The sequence below is a fragment of the Streptomyces sp. NPDC039736 genome (assembly GCF_055596485.1).
In genome coordinates this window covers 264521-284811 of the sequence record NZ_JBVIUQ010000004.1, presented here as the reverse complement: position 1 = coordinate 284811, position 20291 = coordinate 264521, and the positions used below count along the sequence as shown (strand labels likewise).

Genomic DNA, 20291 nt, shown 5'->3' with positions numbered 1-20291 from the left:
GTGTGCCGTCACTGCCGAGGTGCGGCAGATACTCTCCGAGTGCATGTTCCACGCCTGCGGTGCGGGGCCGACCCAGGACCGTGTTCTCGGTGAGACGGCCGACGCGCACGCAGGTGTCGGTCGTTCGGCAAGGGGGCTGCCACCGCCGCGTGAAGAGAAGTGGGAACCGACGTTCACTTCAAGGTTGCTTGGGCGAGGGTTTCCGGGGTGGTGCCGTGAGATCTAGTGAAAACCGGCAAAGCGGAATCCCCGACGCAGGGCGTCTACCCTGGAAGACCCCCGTGCGGCCATCGGTTCTGTGACGACGGCTGCACCGGAGTTTGGGGCCCGTTTCCTCCGGGGAGCGGCGCGCGGAGAGTTCCGGTCGGTACGGCCGGTGCGACATCAATGAGGAGCATTCAGGGTGCACCCCGCACAGATCACCGTGGTCGTCATCGTCTTCAACGACGCGGACCGCATCGCCACGGCTGTCGAGTCCGCCCTCGCCCAGGGTGATGCCGTCGGCGAAGTGATCGTCGTCGACGACGCCTCCACCGACGGCACCCGCGAAGCCGTGGAGGCCATCGCCGCCCGACACCCCCGAGTGCGCCCCCTGTACCGGACGCAGAACAGCGGCGGCTGCGGCAGTCCCCGCAACGACGGCATCACCGCGGCGGCCTTCCCCTACGTCATGTTCCTCGACAGTGACGACGTCTACCCGCCGGGCGCCGCCGACGCCCTCCTCGCCGAGGCCGCCCCCGGCATCGACGTCGTCGCCGGAAGCTGCGTACGCCGCGAACTGCCCGAGAACCGCGACACCGTGTGGGCGCCCGCCCTCTACGACACCAGCACCGGCGCCACCCTGCCGGGCACCGTCCTCAAGGGCATCACCGCACACCCCGAATTCCTCGTCGACACCCTCTCCGTGAACAAGCTCTACCGCCGGGACTTCCTTGCCGAGCACGCCGCCGTCTTCCCCGACGGCCCCTTCCACTACGAAGACTTCGTCTTCACGGCGAAGGTGTACGCAGCGGCTCCCCGCATGGCCGTCATCGAAACCCCGGTCTACATCTGGCACGTACGCCGCGCGGACGCGGCACTCTCCATCTCCCTGCGCCGCGCCACCCTCGCCAACTGGGAGCACCGGGTGGAGGCGCACCGCCGCGTGGTCGAAGTGTTCCGCACCGCGGACCTGCCCGACCTCGCGGTCGCCGCCCAGACCAAGTTCCTCGACTATGACCTGCCCATGTACGTACGGGAACTCGCCCAGCGCGCCCCCGACTACCGGGCCGACTGGTGGAAGCACGCCCGCACCTACCTCGCGGACTTCGACCCGGCCGCCTACGAGAGCGCCGAGACGCCGTCCCGCTGGCTGGCCCGCGCCCTGACGGCCTGGCCGCGGCCCGTGGAACTCGACAGGGTCATGGCCCTGGCCGCCCAACCGCCTCGGCTGCTGCCCCCCTCGTACACCAACTCGGCGGGGGAGCCCACGCTGTCCGGCCGGCATCCCGAGGTCGTCCTCGACGGACTCTCCGCACTGCCCACCGAAAAGCTGCCCGTGACCGTCAACGGCACGGTGTCCGTGGGGCACACGCTCGGGTTCACCCTGACGATCCCGGAACTCCACGGCCTGCTCGGACCGTTGGACCCGCAACGGGCCGTCCTGCGCCTGGCCGACCAGCACGACGACCTCCCCGCGAGGATCCGCGAACAGCCCCTGCGCCGCGCCGACGACCGGTGGCAGGCCACCTTCGACGTGACCACCAAGGACCTGGCCGACGCCGCCCGCCTGGTGTCCTGGCGCGTCCAGGCCGACGTGATCTGCAAGGGCGGCGAGCGCATCACCACCGAAGTGCGCGCCGCACACCCCGGCGTGGCCCGCCGCCGGGTCGTCCCGCGACTGGGCCGCCCCCTGCTCGTCCAGATCCACGTGACGCCACGGGGCGCACTGATGGTACGGATCGCCGGAGGGCTGCACGGGGTGCTGGACGTGGCCCGCCACCGTCTCAAGAGGCTGCTGGCACGCTGAACCGCGGTGGGCCGCACCACGGGAAAGCGGGGCCGAACGACGGGAAACGCGACGCAGCACCACGGAAAACGCGACGCCCGCACCCTGAGAAACACGAGAAACACGAGAAAGAGGGGCGTCCCCCGGACGACAGGTCTGGAAAAAGCCCCTCTTCGTACTTCTCCGCGCCCCTCGGATGCCTGAGGAATCAGCGCTCCAGGAACGCGAAGAGCTCCTCCCACCGCCGGGTGATCGACTCCGGCGAGTACCGCTGTACGTTCTCCCGGGCGAGATTGCCCATCCGGTCCCGCAATTCCTGGTCCTGCATCAGCCGCACCAACTGCCGGGCCAGCTCAGGAGTGTTCCCGGGACGCGCCAATAGGCCGTCCACCCCGTCCTGGACGATCTCGTGCACACCCGGCGCGCAGTCGAACGCCACACACGGCACACCGCACGCCATGGCCTCCAGCAGCGCCAGCGGAAAGCCCTCACCGCGCGAGGACTGCGCGAACACCGAAGCGCCGTGCAGCGCACCGACCACGTCCCGGGTCTGACCGGCCCACTCGACCGAACCGTCCAGGCCCAGATCCGTCGCCTGCTTCTTGAGCGACTGCTCAAGCTCGCCCGCACCGTACAGCTTCAGCTTCCAGCCCGGCACCTGCGGAGCCGCCTCCGCCCAGGCGTCGAGCATCATGTCGAGGCCCTTCTGGTGACTGAGCCGGCCGATGCTGACGACCGTCTTCTCCGTACGGGGAGACACCGTTTCGGGCATCATCGGCAGCGGATTCGGCATGAACCCCACATTGTTGAGCCCCTTGACGGCCCACAGATCGGCGTCCTCCTGCGTGAGCAGCAGCAGCCGGTCGACGTTCTTGTAGTGCTTCAGCACACGCCCGTAGCGCGAGGACTGCCGCGAGTACTCGTAGCTCTCGTGGCTCATGCCGATGACCGGGTGCCCGGCCGTGTCGGCCAGCTCGACCCACTCCATCGCCCACACCTGGGTGACGACGATCATCGCGCCCGGTGCGGCCGTGCGGAACATCCGCGACAGCTTCGCGGACGTCTCCCGCATTCCGGCGTCCCGGCGTGCGTTGTGCAGCCGTGCGGCTACGTCGACCTTGCCGCGCAGCCCGCGCACCGGCCTGCGGCCGGGCGGACGCTGCTCGTACAGCGTCACCCGCTGGTACGGAGGGTTCTCCCCGAGATCCATGGCGACGTCGGCGGGCGCGATGCCCACGACGGTGACCCGGTGCCCGCGTTCGGCCAGCAGCGAGGCCATCTGGGTCTGCCAGCGGGCCACGCCGCCGAGTTCGTCGACCTCGTTGCCGACGAAGAAGATGTCGCGTGGAGTCATCGGGAGCGGCCCTTTCCTGCGAAGAAGCGGTCCGCGATCTGCGCGGCCGCGTCACCGTGGTCGTACTCGCCGTACCGGTCCACGAATTCCTTCACCTGCGGACCGTACTGCGCACGCACGCCGTCCAGGTCCTCCAGTACGGAGAACAACTCCGCCTCGGTGCGCGGAACCGGGCCCGGGGTGGTGCCGAGGAGGTCGAAGTATGTGCCGCGGATGTCCTGGGAGTACTCCTCCCAGTCGTACGCGAAGAACACCATCGGCCGTTGCAACAGCGCGAAGTCGAACATCACCGAGGAATAGTCGGTGATCAACGCGTCCGACGCGAGGAGCAGCGGAGTGATGTCCGGTTCCTCCGAGACGTTGACGACCCGGCCCGCCATCGCCGGCGGCAGCGCTACCTGGTTGAGGTAGTGGGTGCGCACCAGCAGGGTGCACTTCTCACCGAAGCGGTCCGCGAACTCCTCCACGGAGAAGGGAAACTCGAACTTCTGCACCTTGCCCTGGACGTTGGCGCGGAACGTCGGCGCGTACAGCACGACCGGCAGCCCAGGACGAATGCCCAGCCGCTCCTTCAGCTCCTTCACCTGCGCACTCTCCACCGTCGCGTCACGCCCCTTCACCAGGGCGTCGTTGCGCGGGTAGCCGGTGCGCAGGAGTTTGGACTCCGGAATCCGGTAGGCGCGCGCCAGAGTGCGCACGTCGTGCTCGGTGCGCACCACGAAGTGGTCGAACCGGTCCAGCGACTTCTGGTACGAGGCCTGTTCCGTCTCCGACATCAGCCGGTAGCCCGGCTCGTCGAAGCCCATGCGCTTCAGCGCGGAGCCGTGCCAGGTCTGGATGTACGTCGTCTCGGGACGCTTGGCCAGCTTCAGCGGGAAACCCTGGTTGTCGACCCAGAACTCGGCCTGCGCGAGCGCCCTCAGGTACTTCCAGGACCAGCGCTTGACCAGTTCCACGTCACCGGGGAAACCGTTCGGCTTCGCGCCCGCGTACGACCAGATCGCGTGGACCGGGGCGCCGCGCCGCTTCAGCTCCTCGTAGAGCGCCCGCGGGCTGTCGCTGTACTGCTTGCCCAAGTGGCTCTCGAAGACCACGGTGCCCTTGCGCACGGGCAGCGCCCTGATCATGCGGTGGTAACCGTCGATCTTGCGGGCGCCGGAGTTGAGCTCCTTGCGCACGCTGCGGGCCTTGCGGTACGTGGTCTTGGCGATCCGCGCCGGGAGGCTGTCCATGTTGTTCTGGATCAGCGCACGGGCCCTCTGGGCGGCCGCGCTGTGCTGCACGATGTGGAACGCCAGGTGACCGCGCCCGGAGACCTCCGCCTCCATGCGGTCGCCCGCCAGGCGCGTCAGCCGCGGCTTGACGCCGATGATGCCGGTGCGCTCGATGTCGGTGTTGCCGACGGTGATCGCGCTCTCGGTCTTCTTCCCGTCGACCAGCAGGTGCAGCCGTACGTTCCACACGTCGTCGACGACGCCGAGCGGGCGCAGCTCCTTCGCCAGCGGCAGAGCGGCCTCCCAGCGCACCCGGTCGCCGTCGACGCGCACACTGCGCACGGGGAAGCGGAACGTCTGCAGGCTGGCTCGGCGGGCCTTGAGCACGACCTCGGCGGACAGCTTCGCCTCCGGCAGGATCTTGCCCAGCGGGTTGACGACCGCCCCGGCGAGCTCCACGACGGTGGGGCGCTCCGTGTAGCGGGTGAGGCTGTTGCGCAGGTCCAGCTTGTCGACCGGCCTGGTGTGGTAGCCGAGGTCGGTGACGTCGAGCAGGGCGCGGGCGTGCGGATCGTCCAGGTGCTCCGCGCACCAGTAGATCCGGCCGTCCTTCTCCACCAGCGGCATCGTCAGCTTGTTCCGGTTGAGGAGCATGTCGATGGCCGGCATCAGGTTGTCCCAGTCCTCCTGCAGCAGGAGGTAGGCGCAGATGGCGTGGGCGGGATGCAGTTCGCTGTACGCCTCGGGGGCGAAGGACTGGACGTACTCCCGGGCCATCCCGGCGAAGGCGTGCCGGTAGTCGTCGTCCAGGAACGGCAGCTCGCGCAAGTAGAGGACCAGGTCGTGCTTCAGGAACTTGATGTCCTTGTGCAGTTTCAGGTCGTCCATCGAACGGGACTTCAGGATTTTGTCGATCCGCCGGTGGATCTCCACCCGGTCCGCGAAATTGTTGATTTCATTTCGGCGATTACTGATCGACTTCTTCTCGGTCTTCTCGACCACGTTCCAGAAGTAGACGGTGTTCGGGATCAAGGTGATCCGGGAGGCGGCCAGGTAAGCCTGCGCGGAAAAAAGCAGGTCCTCGTAGTGAATCCGCTTGGGGAACGTGAGGTTGCTTTCGATCAGAAATTCCCGCCGGTAACACTTGTTGGTCGACAGGGTGTCGAAAACCAGCAGGTCCGGCAGTTCGGCGACGGAGTCCAGCGTGCGCGTGGAATTGTAGAGCCAGCGGTACCACTCGGTCGTCTTGCCGTGCCTGCTGTCGACGTGCACCCGCAGACACAGGCCGGACACCAGGTCGGCGCCGGTGCTCTCGGCGGCCTCCAGCATGTTGCGGCAGGCATTGAGTTCGAGTGTGTCGTCGCTGTCGAGGAACATGACGTAGCGGCCGCGGGCCACCGCGATACCCTGGTTGCGCGGCTCACCGCAGCCGCCGCTGTTCTCCTCCAGTTGGATCGCCCGGACCCGGTCGGGGTGCTCGGCCGCGAGTTTCCTGGCCACGGCATAGGAACCGTCGGTGGAGCAGTCGTCGGCGACGATCACCTCGACGTTGTGCAACGTCTGGTCCAGGACCGACTGCACGGCCGTCGGCAGGCGCTCGGCGTCGTTGTAGACGATGACCACGACACTGATGTCCGGCACGGTCGTCGGGAGGGTGTCCGGCGAGGGAGACGGGCTTGACAAGGCCACCTCTGTCTTCACGTCCTCGGTACGTTTTGATTACTGACCCCTCACAACTGCGGGTATGCGAGGGACGGCCAACTGATGAGTCCTGAGGGATCTTCTCGAAGGATTTCGACAGTCCTCGTCAGGCTAGCCCATGGGTGAAGCCCCTGATCCCATGCCCAGAGATACCCCGATCGGTGAGCAAACGGCCTCTGTATAGTGCCTCTATGACTTGGCTGGTAACGGGTGGCGCGGGATACATCGGTTCACACGTGGTAAAGGCTCTCGCCGACGGCGGGGAAAGCGTTGTGGTGCTGGACGACCTGAGTACGGGATCGGAGGCGAGGATTCCCTCCGGCGTTCCGCTGGAGCGCGGCTCGGTGCTCGACCGCGCGCTCCTGGACGGCGTACTGAACAAGCACCGTGTCACCGGTGTGGTGCATATCGCCGCCAAGAAGCAGGTGGGCGAATCAGTGGAACAGCCCCTGTTCTACTACCGCGAGAACGTGGTCGGTCTGCAGACCGTCCTGGAGGCATCCGCCGCGGCCGGGATCAAGCACTTCGTCTTCTCCTCCTCCGCCGCCGTCTACGGCATGCCCGACGTCGACCTCGTCACCGAGGACACCCCCTGCCTCCCCATGAGCCCCTACGGCGAGACCAAGCTCGCCGGCGAATGGATGGTCCAGGCGGTCGGCCGCGCGCACGGCATGGCCACCGCGTGCATGCGCTACTTCAACGTCGCGGGTGCCGCGACGCCCGAACTCGGCGACCCCGGCGCCTTCAACCTCGTCCCCATGGTCTTCGAGCGCATCGACGCCGGTGAGTCCCCGCTCATCTTCGGCGACGACTACCCGACCCCCGACGGCACCTGCGTCCGCGACTACATCCACGTCGTCGACATCGCCTCCGCGCACGTCGCCGCCGCCCGCAAGCTCGTCGCCGCCCCCGGGACCCACCTGGTGCTCAACATCGGCAAGGGCGAAGGCGTCTCCGTCGCCGAGATGATCGACGTCATCCGCGAGGTCAGCGGCCACGGCGACATCAAGGCCGAGGTCGCCCCGCGCCGCCCGGGAGACCCCGCCCGCGTCGTCGCCGCAGCCGACCGCATCCGCGCCGAACTCGGCTGGGAAGCCGGCCACGATGTACGGGACATGGTCGAGTCGGCCTGGGCCGGCTGGCGCCACCGCCACCCGCAGGGCTGACCACCCGCACGTGCGCCACGTTGACGGCGGGTCCCGGAAACCTCCGGGACCTGCCGCCGGCGCGTCCGGGGGCCGGAACTGCCGAGCACCGCACCACCGCTCTCCCGTACATTGCGGGAAACCCGTCGGCACCGGAGCCCCGGAGCCGGAACGCGGGAGACCGCCGGCCCCGGAGCACGGGAGCCGCGGACAGGGACACGGTGACCGCGCGCGAAAAACCAGCGCGCGGCACGGCGCACGCGAACCAAGGGGATGCAGGCACGTGGCAGGGGCAAGCGGACGACCGGATCAGGACGCCAGGCAGGGCGTCGGCGAGGCACGCAGAGTCGTCGTCAAGGTCGGCTCCTCGTCGCTGACCACCGCCGCGGGCGGCCTCGACGCCGACCGCGTCGATGCCCTCGTCGACGTCCTCGCCACCGCCCGCGGCGACGGCGCCCGCGAGATCGTCCTTGTCTCCTCCGGTGCCATCGCCGCCGGACTCGCCCCCCTCGGCCTCAGGAAACGCCCGAAGGACCTCGCCCGCCAGCAGGCGGCCGCGAGCGTCGGCCAGGGGCTCCTCGTCGCCCGCTACACCGCCTCCTTCGCCCGCTACGGCGTCCGCGTCGGCCAGGTCCTGCTCACCAGCACCGACACCAGCCGCCGCGCCCACTACCGCAACGCCTACCGCACCCTCGACCAGCTCCTGGCGATGGGCGCCCTGCCGGTCGTCAACGAGAACGACACCGTCGCCACGGACGAGATCCGCTTCGGCGACAACGACCGGCTCGCCGCCCTCGTCGCCCACCTCGTCCGCGCCGACCTCCTGGTCCTTCTCTCGGACGTCGACGGTCTGTACGACGGAGATCCGGCCAAGCCGCACACCTCCCGCATCGCCGAAGTCACCGGACCCGACGACATCGCCCACGTCCAGATCGGCAGCGCCGGCAAGGCGGGCGTCGGCACCGGCGGCATGGTCACCAAGGTCGAAGCCGCCCGCATCGCCGCCGCCGCGGGCATCCCCGTCGTCCTCACCTCCGCCACCTACGCCGCCGACGCGCTCGCCGGACGCGACACCGGTACGTACTTCCACCGCACCGGCAGGCGCAGCGCCGACCGCCTCCTGTGGCTCGCGCACGCCTCCACGCCCCAGGGTGCGCTCACCCTCGACGACGGTGCGGTACGGGCCGTGGTCGAGCGGCGTACGTCGCTGCTGCCCGCCGGGATCGCCGCCGTCGAGGGGGAGTTCGGCGCGGGGGACCCCGTGGAACTTCGCGACAGCACAGGCCGAGCCGTCGCCCGTGGACTGGTCAACTTCGACGCGAAGGAACTTCCGCAACTTCTCGGCCGCTCCACCCGCGACCTCGCCAAGGAACTCGGACCCGCGTACGAACGCGAGGTCGTGCACCGCGACGACCTGGTACTGCTCCACGGCTGACAGCTTCGTGAGCAGACGCTCAAAACCCTCGTGGCGTGCACCGGGCGTCCACGAAACGGCCAAAAGTCCAGCCTCCCGGTGGAGACCTTCGGGAAAACCGCCCGCAACCGGCTCCGGACTGGTCAACTTTGTTGCGGGGGTACAGCACACAAACGCATCAGGAGGCCGCCGGTGAGACGAGCGCGCCCGGGGACGCCGCCCCGAGGTACAGCCGAGCGAGCTCTGACGAGCGTCGGGGCGGGCACTGACTTCGACGACGGCGCAGACACCCGCGAGGGCCGGGAGACGGAGACGGACCGGCAGACCCGGCCCGTCCGGCGACAGGACCCCGAGGTGTCACGCCTCTGGTACATCACCCTCAGCGTCTCCGGCGCCGAGACGCCGCTCGCCGAGGTCAGACGCGGCCTCGAACAGCTGGCACACGACCATCCCTTCCTGCTGACCAGCCGCTACGCCGGCGATCACGCGGAGATCCGCTACTGGGAAGAGGCCCGCGATCTGCACGACGCGGCCGCCGTCGCCCTGCGACTGTGGGGCGAACACCGTTCCACGGCGAAACTGCCTCCGTGGGAGATCGTCGGCCTCGAAGTCATCGACCGCCACACCTATCACCAGCGTGTGGCCGAGGGGTACGGACCGCCCCCGGCCGCCCCGGTGGGCGTGCACCCGTACTGATGCGTTCCCGGCTCCCCGGTCCGCCCTGTCGTTGCTGTGGAGCTCCCTCGGGGGCTGAAGCAGCTCGCAGGAGCGGGCCGGGCAGCCCGGTGTGCGCCAAGGAACGGTCCGGGCACATCAGCGGGGCAGCCCGGTGCGCGGTAAGGGAACGGTCCGGGCGTGCCAGAAGCGGGGCCGCTGCGCGCTGGGGGGCGAGCCGGCGAGGGTGCATCAGGGCCTCGGCGCAGCCTCCCCCGAGCCCCTCCCCGCCCTCGGTCGTCGCCTCCCTCGGCCCGCCCCGTCGCGCGTCCCGCCCGTCTCGGACTCCGAAACACCTCCCGGACACCCCGCGGCACGGGATTACGCTGCCCCCATGACCCAGCACCGCGCCCCCGCCGAGCTCTCCCCGGTCCTCACCGCCGCCACCCGCGCCCGTGAGGCCGCGGCGGGGCTCGCCCCGCTCCCGCGCGCCGCGAAGGATGCCGCCCTCCTGGCCGTCGCCGACGCCCTCCTCGCCCGTACCCAGGAGATCGTCGAGGCCAACGCGCGGGACGTAGAGCGCGCCCGTACGGCGGGCACGGCCGAGTCCGTGGTCGACCGGCTCACCCTCACCCCCGAACGGGTGCGCGCGATCGCCTCCGACGTGCGCGACGTGGCGGCCCTGCCCGACCCGGTCGGCGAAGTCGTCCGCGGCTCCACCCTCCCCAACGGCATCGACCTGCGGCAGGTGCGCGTCCCCCTCGGCGTCGTCGGCATCATCTACGAGGCACGCCCCAATGTCACCGTCGACGCCGCCGCCCTCTGCCTGAAGTCCGGCAACGCCGTACTGCTGCGCGGCTCCTCCTCCGCGTACGCCTCCAACACCGCGCTGGTGGGCGCCGTACGGGACGCCCTGGAAGAGGCCGGGCTGCCCGCCGACGCGGTGCAGCTCGTGCCCGGGGAGTCCCGTGACTCCGTACGGGAGCTGATGCGCGCCCGCGGCCTGGTCGACGTGCTCATTCCGCGCGGCGGCGCCTCCCTCATCCGCACCGTCGTCGAGGAGTCCACCGTGCCGGTCATCGAGACCGGCACCGGCAACTGTCACGTCTACGTCGACGCGACCGCCGACCTCGACACCGCGGTCGATGTCCTCATCAACTCCAAGGCGCACCGGGTGAGCGTCTGCAACGCAGCCGAGACGCTCCTGGTGCACCGGGACATCGCCGACGCCTTCCTGCCGCGCGCCCTGGACGCCCTCGCCGACGCCGGTGTGACCGTGCACGCCGACGCCACCGTTCTCGCGCACGCGGAGAGCTCCAAGGCCACCGTCGTACCGGCCGACGAGTCCGACTGGGAAACCGAGTACCTGTCGTACGACATCGCGGCCGCCGTGGTGGACTCCCTGGACGACGCCGTCGCCCACATCCGGCGCTGGTCCTCCGGCCACACCGAGGCCATCGTCACCACCTCGCAGGGCGCGGCCCGCCGCTTCACCCAGCTCGTCGACTCCACGACGGTCACGGTCAACGCCTCCACCCGGTTCACCGACGGCGGCCAGTTCGGCTTCGGCGCGGAAATCGGCATCTCCACCCAGAAGCTGCACGCCCGCGGGCCGATGGGACTTCCGGAGCTGACGTCCACCAAGTACATCGTCACCGGCGACGGTCACATCCGCTGACACCGTTGCGTGCGTTTTCCTCACACTGTCACGTGTGTCCGTCCGCACTGTCGCGCCCGCCCCCGCGTCGTCAACTCTGCTGTCTCCTGTGTCCGTTCTCTGCCCAAAACGACCGTCCGGGTCTACGCTGAACGAGTGCCGGACGACGTGGAGGGCAAGCCGTTCCCGGATGGCTGGGAGCCCGACGACGACCGCGGGGGCGCGGACGAGGACTTCGCCGCCGTGGTGTTCGACGAGGACTTCGTCAAAGCCGCCGAGTTCCATGAACCCAGTGCGGTGGAACGCCTGCTGGCGGCCGCCGAAGCGCGTGCGGAGGCCGATGCCGCCCGCGCCTGGGCCGGCCGGCTGCCGTCCGACGACGACTCGCCGTACGAGATGCGTGACGGGCCCTTCGCCTACGGCGACACGGACGGTTACGACCGTTACGGCAACCCCGCCCATCCCGGCCCCTACGGACCGTACGGCGGCACGCTGCGCCCGTACCGCAACTCCGCGCGCTGGCACCGGCCGGTCGCCTGGGTCCTCGCCGTGCTGATGGGGATCGGGATGGTGGCGTTCGCCTTCGCCGCCGTCTACCGGGGGGCTTCCGGCAGCCGCGACGGGCAGGCGCCCGCGCCCGCATCCACGAGTGGCGTCGACGCCACCCCGCCCGCTGTCCCCGGCAACGCTCCTTCGGCGTCCGCGGAATACACGGCTCCGACCGTTTCCGCGCATCCCCGCACGCCGTGAATCCGCCGGAACCGAAGAACCCCTCGGCAAACCTTCAACACCGTTCGAAATGACGGAACTTCCGGCGAAATTCTGCCGTACCGCGGCGTTTGACTTCGCTTCTCGCGACCTACTCTGAAAGGGAGACTCTCTCCCCACCGCAGGGCTCAGCGCTCAGGGAGAAGCGATGGCAGGCCGATCGGATCCGCCCGAGGGCACCCCGCCCGAGGGCTTACCCAACAGTGGTGATGACGACTACCGGTCCGTCGTGTTCGACGAATCGTTCGTCCGCGCTGCCCGGCTCCAGGAGTACTCCGCGACGGAACGCGTGGGAGACCACGCGCCCGCCGTCAGGACACTCCCGCCCGCACCACCGGCACCGGCCGCCCGCAACGGGCGTACCCAGGTGCTCCTTCTCGTACTGCTCGTCGCGCTCGCCTTCGCCACAGCCGTCTACCTGGGGGTACGCACCCCCGCGCAGCCCCCGTCCGAGCACCGCCCCGACGCCCTGCGTGCCACTGTCGTACCGCTGGCGCCCCTCGGACCCGTACCCGGCGGCAAGCCCGCCGAACTCCTCCTGCACAGTCCCGCCGCCCAGTTCCGCACCGGGGCCGAAGGCATCCAGCTGCCCGTACCCAGAGGCACCCGGCACTTCTCCGAGAGCCAGGTGCAGGCCGCCCTCACCATCGCCAAGGACTACCTGGTGCAGTCCTCCCTCGACCCAGAGGTCCTCACCGGCGGCAAGGACCGTGCGGTGCGTCTGCTGCTCGACCCCGATCAGCACGACCAGTTCGACGCCGCCTTCGACGTCCCGGCCGAGCCCGGCGCCCAGGCCTCGGGCTGGCTGGTCCGCTTCGACCCGCAGAAGGTGGCCCTCGCGGGCGCCCCGCGCGCGAACGGCTTCCTGCGCGCCGTAGAGCTCGGCCCCGACCTCCTTGACGTCACCACCGACCACACCTTCGTCTACCCGCTGCGGCCCGCCGCGGGGAAGGCGGCCGCACGCGCCGACGGGGCATCGCTGTTCACCGTGCGCCGCGAACTGCACTTCCGGTACGACGCCGAGGACCTGCGCCGGCACCGTACGGAGCTCCTCACCGCCTCCGCCTTCGCCGGCCCCCAGGCCTGCGCGGCCCCGGGAGCGGAACGGGCCTGGCAGCCCCTGCTGGCGGGCCTGCGGGCCCCGGAGCCGGGGAAGGCGCACGAGGCCGCCCGTACGGCGCCCACGGCCTCCTCGGGCGCCTCCACGGCCCCCTCGCGGGCTTCGGCACCCGGCATCGACCCGTACGCGACGGGGGCCCGGTCCGGAACGCTGTGCGGCACACTCTCCGCCGCCGCGCAACCGAGCGGGCCCCCGCCGCGCTGACATCAGCCCCCGGAGCCGTTCTCGCCGGAACCGCTCCTGCCGGTTCCCGAGCCGCCGGTGAACTTGTCCCGCAGCTTGCCGCCGAGGTCGCCCGCACCGCCCGCGATGTCGCCGACCAGCTTCATCAGCGGGTCCTTGCTGGTCTTCACGGTGTCCGCGTAGTGGGCCGCGGACTCCTTGATGGAGTCCGTCACCGAGGTGTCCTTGTCCTCGTCCCGGCGCGGGTAGTGGGCGTCCATGATCCGCTGGTAGTCGCGGCTCTCCGACCACTTCTTGAGCTCCGCGGCGCGCACCGTGGTGAACGGGTGCGAACGCGGCAGCACGTTCAGGATCTTCAGGACGGAGTCGCGCAGATCACCGCCGGCCTCGTACTCCTCTGCCTGCTTGAGGAACGCGTCCACGTTCATCTCGTGCAGGTGGTTGCCGCCCGCGATCTTCATCAGCCCGCGCATGGACGCCTGGAGGTCCTGACCGACCAGCAGGCCCGCGCGGTCCGCCGAGAGCTCCGACTTGCGGAACCACTCGCGCAGCGCCGTGATGATCGCCATGATCGCGATGTTGCCCAGCGGAATCCACGCCACCTTCAGCGCCAGACTCGTCAGGAACAGCAGGATCGTCCGGTACACCGAGTGCCCGGACAGCGCGTGCCCCACCTCGTGCCCGACGACCGCCCGCATCTCCTCCTCGTCGAGGAGTTCCACCAGACCCGTCGTCACCACGATGATCGGCTCGTCGAGACCGATGCACATGGCGTTGGGCTTCGGGTCCTGCGTGACGTACATCGCGGGAACCTTCTCCAGGTCCAGGATGTAACAGGCGTCCCGCAGCATCGAATTGAGGTGCGCGAACTGTTCGTCGCCCACCCGCACCGAGTCGGACAGGAACAGGAGCCTGAGACTGCGCTCCGGCAGCAGCCCACTCAGCGCCTTGAACACCGTGTCGAACCCACTCAGCTTGCGCAGCGCCACCAGGGCGGACCGGTCCGCCGGGTGCTCGTACGCCCGCGAGGAGATTCCGGGGAACCTCCGGCGCTGCCGGCCCGGCAGATTCTCGTGCCCGCCGCCGTCCCCGTCGCCCCGCCCGTGCCCGTGATTGCCGTCTGTCATGAATGACCCCTGCTCTCGTACGAGACATGTCCCGTCCCCCGGACGGCCCCAGCCTAGAGGGGCGCGTTCGGAGGCCCTCTCCTGGCTGACGCGGCCCCGCCCGTACCGGTTGCCCGGGGGCCGATATCCGCCCAACGACTGAGTCGGCGTGAGCGTGCCCGCTCCCGCCGCATACGATGTTGCCGAAGTCTCCCCTCCGTCTCCCGATAGGTCCGCCGAAGATGAGCCTCCACCAGACCGCAGCCCAGCTCGTGACCCTCGCCTCCGGCGAAGGCGGCGGGCACGTCGACCAGCACGCCTCGCTCAGCCCCCTCGTCACCGGCGGAGGCGCCTTCATCGCGCTGATGCTGCTGCTGTGGATCACCACCCGCTTCAACCGGGACCGCTGAACCGGGCCGGGGGACCGGGCCGGCCGCACGGGCCAGTAGGGTCTGCACGCATGGGAGAGCAGGTAACGCCTACCGGTCCGGCCGGTGGCAGCAGCGGTGACAGTGCCGTCGGTACGGGTAAGGGCAAGCGCCGCCTCGGCGTCATGGGCGGCACGTTCGACCCGATCCACCACGGCCACCTGGTGGCGGCCAGCGAAGTGGCCGCACTGTTCCACCTCGACGAGGTGGTGTTCGTACCGACCGGACAGCCGTGGCAGAAGAGCCACAAGCTGGTCACCCCCGCCGAGGACCGCTACCTGATGACGGTCATCGCGACCGCGTCCAACCCGCAGTTCTCCGTCAGCCGCATCGACATCGACCGCGGCGGCCCCACGTACACCATCGACACCCTGCGGGACCTGCGCTCCCTCAACGCGGACGCCGACCTGTTCTTCATCACCGGCGCCGACGCCCTCTCGCAGATCCTCACCTGGCGCGACGCGGAGGAGCTCTTCGCCCTCGCGCACTTCATCGGCGTCACCCGCCCCGGACACGACCTGACGTCCGACGGGCTGCCCGAAGGCGGTGTGTCCCTGGTGGAGGTGCCCGCCCTGGCGATCTCCTCGACGGACTGCCGTGCGCGCGTACGCGGCGGAGACCCGGTCTGGTACCTGGTGCCCGACGGTGTGGTCCGCTACATCGACAAGCGCGAGCTGTACCGGGACTGACGGCACACGGCACTGAGCAGCAGCACGGAAATGGGGCACCGGTGAACGACCGCCAGAACCCGTACGACCCATACGCCCAGGACCCCTACACCCCGCCGCAGCCGGAAATCGTCGGCTACGACGCGTACGGGCAGCCGGTGTACCAGCAGACCCCGCAGCAGCAGACCGCACAGTCGCAGATTTCGCAGTCGCAGCAGGGTTACGACCCCTACGCGGCGCAGCAGCAGTCCCAACAGCAGGCGTACGGATACGACCCGTACGCGCAACAGTCCCAGCAGACCGCCGGGTTCGACCCGTACACATCCCAGGCGACGCAGCAACAGATCCCGGAACAGTACGGGTACGAAACCGGACGGCAACAGCAGCAGCCGCCGCAACACCAGTGGATTCCGCACCAGGCGCCGGCCCCGGAGCCCCAGCAGGGTCAGAGGCAGCCCCGGCCCGAGCCTGCGGAGCCGGAGACGGCGCAGCCGGAATCACCGCAGGAGTCGCCGTCGCCCAAGCGTCGCTCCGGCACTCCCGAGTACGCCACGGAACAGTTCTCCTTCGTCGAAGAACCGGACGAGAACTCCGAAGACGTCATCGACTGGCTGAAGTTCACCGAAAGCCGCACCGAACGCCGCGAAGAAGCCAAGCGCCGCGGGCGTTCCCGCGTCGTCGCCCTCGCCGTCGTCCTTGCCCTGGTCGTCGTCGGCGGCGTCGGCTACCTCTGGTACGCGGACAAGCTGCCCGGCATGTCCTCGGAGAAGAGCGGCGGCCCTGCCGCGGCAGGCGCCCAGAAGCGGGATGTGATCGCTCTGCACCTGCACGACGTCAAGGACCGTAACGCCACCTCCACAGTGCTGCTCGTCGACAACACCAGCACCGGACAGGGCACCACCGTGCTGCTTCCCGACGCGCTCACCCTCGCCGACGACAACGGGGTGGCCACCACCCTCGCGAAGTCCGTCGGCGACGACGGAGCCTCCGGGACCCGCGAGTCCCTTGGCACCGCGCTCGGCACCCGCATCGGCGGAACCTGGCGGCTGGACACCCCGTACCTGGAAAACCTCGTCGACCAGGTCAGCACCATCGAGATCGACACCGACATCTCCGTGCCCGACCCGACGAAGAAGGGCGCGGCGCCCCTGGTGAAGCAGGGCAAGCAGCAGACCCTCAGCGGCACCATGGCCGTCGCGTACGCCACCTACCGAGCACCGGGCGAACCCGAGGCCAAACAGCTCGCCCGCTTCGGAGCGGTCATGACCGGCGTCCTGAAGAAGCTCTCCGACGACCCGGACACCGCCCTGATCACCGTGCGGAACCTCGGCATGATCCTCGACCCGTCGCTGCCGGAGAAGTCGCTCGCCACGTCCCTGGCGAAACTCGCCGCGCACGCGAAGAAGGGCGCCTACCGGACGGTGCTGCTCCCAGTGGGATCCGACGGGCGCGTCAGTGCCTCCGACACCGTCGTCAAAACCGTTCTCGGCGGCACCGCCGGCACCCCCGAGCAGGGAGCCGCCGTACAGGTCGGGGTGCGCAACGCCACGGGCAAACCGGCAGCGGTCGAGGCCGCACGGATCGCCCTGGTCAACGGCGGTTACACGTTCGCCGACGGCGGCAAGGAGGCTGTCGCGGCCGCCTCCCGGGTCACCTACGCCGACACCGCGCAGAAGACGACGGCCGAAGAGGTCGCCAAGACCCTCGGGCTGCCGACGGCCGCCGTCAGCAAGGGGAGCACCACACCGAACGCACAGGTCGCCGTCGTCCTCGGCCGGGACTACAAGGTTCCCGACTCACCCAAGTAGGACCAGGCGCCTGCCTGCCCCGCCGGAAAAACACCGGCGGGGCATGTCAGCGTGACGTGAGACCCTTGTGGTAATCACCTACCGCCGACGAAAGCCTGCTAGTGACCGCCACTGACCGTTCCATCGAGCTCATCAACGCCGCCGCCCAGGCGGCCGCCGACCGGCTCGCGCACGACATCATCGCGTACGACGTCAGCGATGTGCTGTCCATCACGGACGCCTTCCTGCTGGCCTCCGCGCCCAACGACCGCCAGGTCAAGTCGATCGTCGACGAGATCGAGGAGAAGCTCAACAAGGAGCTCGGCGCCAAGCCGGTCCGCCGCGAGGGCGACCGCGAGGCCCGCTGGATCCTCCTCGACTACGTCGACATCGTGGTGCACGTCCAGCACAGCGAGGAGCGCGTCTACTACGCGCTGGAGCGCCTGTGGAAGGACTGCCCCGAAATCGCGCTCCCCGAGGACGCGGTGAAGACCCGCGGCAAGGCCGAGGAGCACGCCAAGCTGAACCCGGCCGGCGAGCTGGACGGAGACCTGGACGGAGACGCGTTCTGAACGGCACGGGGGCGCAGCAGCGCGCAGCAGGAAGCAATCGCGGCCGTCGCATCGTCCTGTGGCGGCACGGCCAGACCTCCTGGAACCTGGAACGTCGCTTCCAGGGCAGTACGGACATCGAGCTGACCGACACCGGAGTGGCCCAGGCCCGCCGGGCGGCACGCCTCCTCGCCTCACTGAAGCCGGACGCCATCGTGGCCTCCGACCTCAGCCGGGCCGCGGCCACCGCCGGGGAGCTGGCCGCCCTCACGGGCCTCGACGTCACCCACGACGCGGGCCTGCGCGAGACGTACGCCGGTGCCTGGCAGGGCCTCACGCATGAGGAGATCGTCGCGCGGTACGGCGAGCAGTACGCCGCCTGGAAGCGCGGTGAGCCGGTCCGGCGCGGCGGGGGCGAACTGGAGACCGAGGTCGCCGACCGGGCCGCTCCCGTGGTCCTGGCGCACGCCGACAAGCTGGTCGACGGCGGCACCCTCGTCGTCGTCAGCCACGGCGGGACCATCCGCACCACCATCGGCCGTCTCCTCGGCCTGGAGTCGCACCACTGGGAGGGCCTGGGCGGCCTCTCCAACTGCTGCTGGTCCGTCCTCGGCGAGGGCGCCCGTGGCTGGCGGCTGATGGAGCACAACGCCGGGACCCTTCCGGAACCCGTGCTCGGGGACGACGACTGAGCGGTTCTTCGGCCCTCCCGGCCCCTCCGGGAGCGGCGGCCGACCCGGATTTCACTTTCCGGCAGGTCACAGGCTAGAGTTCTTCTTGTTCGCAGCGCGGAGCGGGAAACACCGCACAGAGTTGAGAACACGCGGGGCTATAGCTCAGTTGGTAGAGCGCCTGCATGGCATGCAGGAGGTCAGGAGTTCAATTCTCCTTAGCTCCACAATCAAGATCCCGTCCCCGGCAGGGGGCGGGATCTTTTGCTGTCCCCCTTGCGTAGCCGTGACAGAATCGACGGCCCAGGGGGCGGCCGCCGAAGGGGAGGGGACGATGGGCGCACACAGGCGAAAGTGTGACTGGTGCGGCAGCGGCACACCGATCGTCCGCGACATGGAACCGGTCAACTCCGAGTACCAGTACTGGTGCGAGGAGTGCGCGCGGGCGCTGATCATAAAAGGCGACCCGATCGAGACGTACCGGGAGCTGGAGGGCGAGCCGATCTACGGTCGGCTGCTGGACGAGCACTGCACCCTCAAGCGCTTCTACTCGTTCGCGCGGGCCTGACGGCTGCCGGACGTTCTTCCCGTGCACCCTGGGAACGACGCCGGCCCGGTCCGTATGCCCTGAGCAGATCCGTGCCGCAAAAGCCCGCGAGGACGAAGGCCAGTCCCACGGCCGGGTAGCCCGCCGACAGCAGGAACTGGCCGAGGTCCTGGTCGAGTTCCGGGCGTCCCTGCCGGCCATGCGGGACGGTCCACAGGGCGTACGAGAAGAAGACCGAGCCCGCCGCCCAGACGCCCGCCGCATACACGCGCCCGCTCCGTACCGCCTGCCCGGCCAGGAACACCACCAGCGGTACGCACCACACCCAGTGGTGCGACCAGGAGATCGGGCTGATCAGCAGGGCCGTCATGGCACAGGTCAGCACCGAACGGGCACCCCTCCCGCGCAGCGCGGCGTCCACCGCCGTGCACAGCCCCATGGCCGTCACGAGGGCGGCGACGGCGACCCACCAGCCCCCGGGGGCGTCCGTGTGCAGGAGACGGGCCATTACCCCGGCCAGGGACTGGTTGGCGGTGTCCTCCGTGTTGCCCACCCGGGTGGACTCGAAGAGCGCCCGCGTCCAGAAGGTGAGGGAGTCCCGGGGCAGCAGCAGTGCCGAGCCCACCGTTGCGGCAAGGAAAGCGCCGACGGCGACCGACGCCTGCCGCAGCCAGGGATCGCCGCGATACGTTCCGGTGTGCCGCCCCCTGACCAGACCTGCCAGCAGCAGGAAGACCACGAAGAGCCCCGGCGTGAGCTTCACCGCCGTCGCGAGCCCGATGCCCACGCCCGCCCAACGGTGCCCCTCCTTGCGCGTCAGGTCCCACAGGACCGCGACCGCGATCGCGAGGTTGATCTGTCCGTACCTCAGCGTCGTCCACACCGGCTCGCACCAGACCGCTGCCGCGGCCACCCACAGGGCCGTCGCGAAACGGTTGCACCCGACGAGTCGCAGGGAGAGGCGCACCAGGGCGACCAGCAGGACCAGATTGCCCAGTGTCCCGAGAATGCGCAGGAGATCGGGGTGCGGCAGCGACAACGGTGTGAACAGCAGTGCCGCGAAGGGCGGATACGTCGTCGGAAGGTTCGCCGCGGTGGCACGCAGCGCGTAGAGATCCCCGCCCGCCAGGACCGTGGCACCCTCCGCGCGGTAGACGATCAGATCGATCATCGAGACCCGGGCGAGGCGCTGTGCGGCCCAGAAGACGGCGAAGGAGATCAGGCAGACCACCCCAGCGACAGCAACCGGATGCCGCGCGACAGCACTGCGTACAGGGGAGGGAGGCACGAACCGGGAGGAACTCACAAAGGGTGACCGTACCGTCACACAAGGGTG

Annotated in this window: 17 protein-coding genes and 1 tRNA gene; 14 read left to right on the top strand and 4 right to left on the bottom strand. The window is 69.7% G+C overall.

The window, feature by feature from the left end:
• The first annotated feature begins 403 nt into the window (after nt 1–403).
• The gene (locus ACZ56L_RS14600) at nt 404–2008 is read left to right on the top strand and encodes a glycosyltransferase family 2 protein (RefSeq protein WP_471064202.1); all 1605 of its coding nucleotides are present in this window, start codon (nt 404–406) and stop codon (nt 2006–2008) included.
• Between the two features lie 187 nt (nt 2009–2195).
• On the opposite strand, the gene ACZ56L_RS14595 is transcribed toward ACZ56L_RS14600, so the two are convergent.
• Nucleotides 2196–3341, bottom strand: a complete 1146-nt coding sequence (locus tag ACZ56L_RS14595) for a glycosyltransferase family 4 protein (protein ID WP_471064200.1) — start codon at nt 3339–3341, stop codon at nt 2196–2198.
• The gene (locus ACZ56L_RS14590; RefSeq protein WP_471064198.1) at nt 3338–6196 is read right to left on the bottom strand and encodes a bifunctional glycosyltransferase/CDP-glycerol:glycerophosphate glycerophosphotransferase; all 2859 of its coding nucleotides are present in this window, start codon (nt 6194–6196) and stop codon (nt 3338–3340) included. Before ACZ56L_RS14590 ends, ACZ56L_RS14595 begins: the two co-directional genes overlap by 4 nt.
• A 251-nt stretch (nt 6197–6447) precedes the next feature.
• Here ACZ56L_RS14590 and galE point away from each other — a divergent pair, with 251 nt between their 5' ends.
• The 6 genes from galE to ACZ56L_RS14560 all read left to right on the top strand — a co-directional run bounded on the left by galE (nt 6448) and on the right by ACZ56L_RS14560 (nt 13218).
• Nucleotides 6448–7422: a UDP-glucose 4-epimerase GalE gene (gene galE / locus ACZ56L_RS14585; RefSeq protein WP_471064196.1), complete on the top strand. Its 975-nt coding sequence runs from the start codon at nt 6448–6450 to the stop codon at nt 7420–7422.
• Nucleotides 7423–7684: 262 nt separating this feature from the next.
• A complete protein-coding gene (gene proB, locus ACZ56L_RS14580) occupies nt 7685–8836 on the top strand; it encodes a glutamate 5-kinase (protein WP_471064194.1) in 1152 nt (383 codons plus the stop codon).
• Between the two features lie 171 nt (nt 8837–9007).
• On the top strand, nt 9008–9511 hold the full coding sequence (locus ACZ56L_RS14575; protein WP_345223041.1) for a hypothetical protein: 504 nt from the start codon (nt 9008–9010) through the stop codon (nt 9509–9511).
• Between the two features lie 352 nt (nt 9512–9863).
• Nucleotides 9864–11147 carry a glutamate-5-semialdehyde dehydrogenase gene (locus ACZ56L_RS14570; RefSeq protein WP_471064191.1) on the top strand — a complete coding sequence of 428 codons (1284 nt, stop codon included), beginning with the start codon at nt 9864–9866 and terminating at the stop codon, nt 11145–11147.
• 135 nt (nt 11148–11282) lie between these two features.
• Complete coding sequence (locus ACZ56L_RS14565) at nt 11283–11876, top strand: SCO2584 family spore wall biosynthesis protein (RefSeq protein WP_471064189.1); 594 nt, start codon at nt 11283–11285, stop codon at nt 11874–11876.
• Between the two features lie 166 nt (nt 11877–12042).
• Nucleotides 12043–13218: an SCO2583 family membrane protein gene (locus ACZ56L_RS14560; RefSeq protein ID WP_471064183.1), complete on the top strand. Its 1176-nt coding sequence runs from the start codon at nt 12043–12045 to the stop codon at nt 13216–13218.
• 2 nt (nt 13219–13220) lie between these two features.
• Here ACZ56L_RS14560 and ACZ56L_RS14555 read toward each other — a convergent pair whose 3' ends face one another.
• Entirely contained in the window at nt 13221–14324 is a 1104-nt protein-coding gene (locus tag ACZ56L_RS14555) for a M48 family metallopeptidase (RefSeq protein WP_471064181.1), read from the bottom strand.
• A gap of 221 nt (nt 14325–14545) precedes the next feature.
• Between ACZ56L_RS14555 and ACZ56L_RS14550 the strand changes: the two genes are divergently transcribed.
• From ACZ56L_RS14550 to ACZ56L_RS14520, 7 genes are all read left to right on the top strand, one after another.
• The gene (locus ACZ56L_RS14550; protein WP_345223051.1) at nt 14546–14713 is read left to right on the top strand and encodes a hypothetical protein; all 168 of its coding nucleotides are present in this window, start codon (nt 14546–14548) and stop codon (nt 14711–14713) included.
• Nucleotides 14714–14763: 50 nt separating this feature from the next.
• A complete protein-coding gene (gene nadD / locus ACZ56L_RS14545) occupies nt 14764–15420 on the top strand; it encodes a nicotinate-nucleotide adenylyltransferase (protein ID WP_345223053.1) in 657 nt (218 codons plus the stop codon).
• Nucleotides 15421–15461: 41 nt separating this feature from the next.
• Nucleotides 15462–17207 (top strand): LytR C-terminal domain-containing protein, encoded by a 1746-nt coding sequence (locus tag ACZ56L_RS14540; protein WP_471064179.1) that lies wholly within the window; start codon nt 15462–15464, stop codon nt 17205–17207.
• 101 nt (nt 17208–17308) lie between these two features.
• A complete protein-coding gene (rsfS, locus tag ACZ56L_RS14535; RefSeq protein ID WP_345223056.1) occupies nt 17309–17758 on the top strand; it encodes a ribosome silencing factor in 450 nt (149 codons plus the stop codon).
• Nucleotides 17755–18429 carry a histidine phosphatase family protein gene (locus ACZ56L_RS14530; protein WP_471064684.1) on the top strand — a complete coding sequence of 225 codons (675 nt, stop codon included), beginning with the start codon at nt 17755–17757 and terminating at the stop codon, nt 18427–18429. Before rsfS ends, ACZ56L_RS14530 begins: the two co-directional genes overlap by 4 nt.
• Nucleotides 18430–18562: 133 nt before the next feature.
• Nucleotides 18563–18635: transfer RNA gene (locus ACZ56L_RS14525), tRNA-Ala, on the top strand.
• Between the two features lie 167 nt (nt 18636–18802).
• Nucleotides 18803–18976 carry a hypothetical protein gene (locus tag ACZ56L_RS14520; RefSeq protein ID WP_345223059.1) on the top strand — a complete coding sequence of 58 codons (174 nt, stop codon included), beginning with the start codon at nt 18803–18805 and terminating at the stop codon, nt 18974–18976.
• Here ACZ56L_RS14520 and ACZ56L_RS14515 read toward each other — a convergent pair.
• On the bottom strand, nt 18945–20186 hold the full coding sequence (locus ACZ56L_RS14515) for a glycosyltransferase 87 family protein (RefSeq protein WP_471064176.1): 1242 nt from the start codon (nt 20184–20186) through the stop codon (nt 18945–18947). The genes ACZ56L_RS14520 and ACZ56L_RS14515 overlap by 32 nt on opposite strands.
• Nucleotides 20187–20291: the final 105 nt, after the last annotated feature.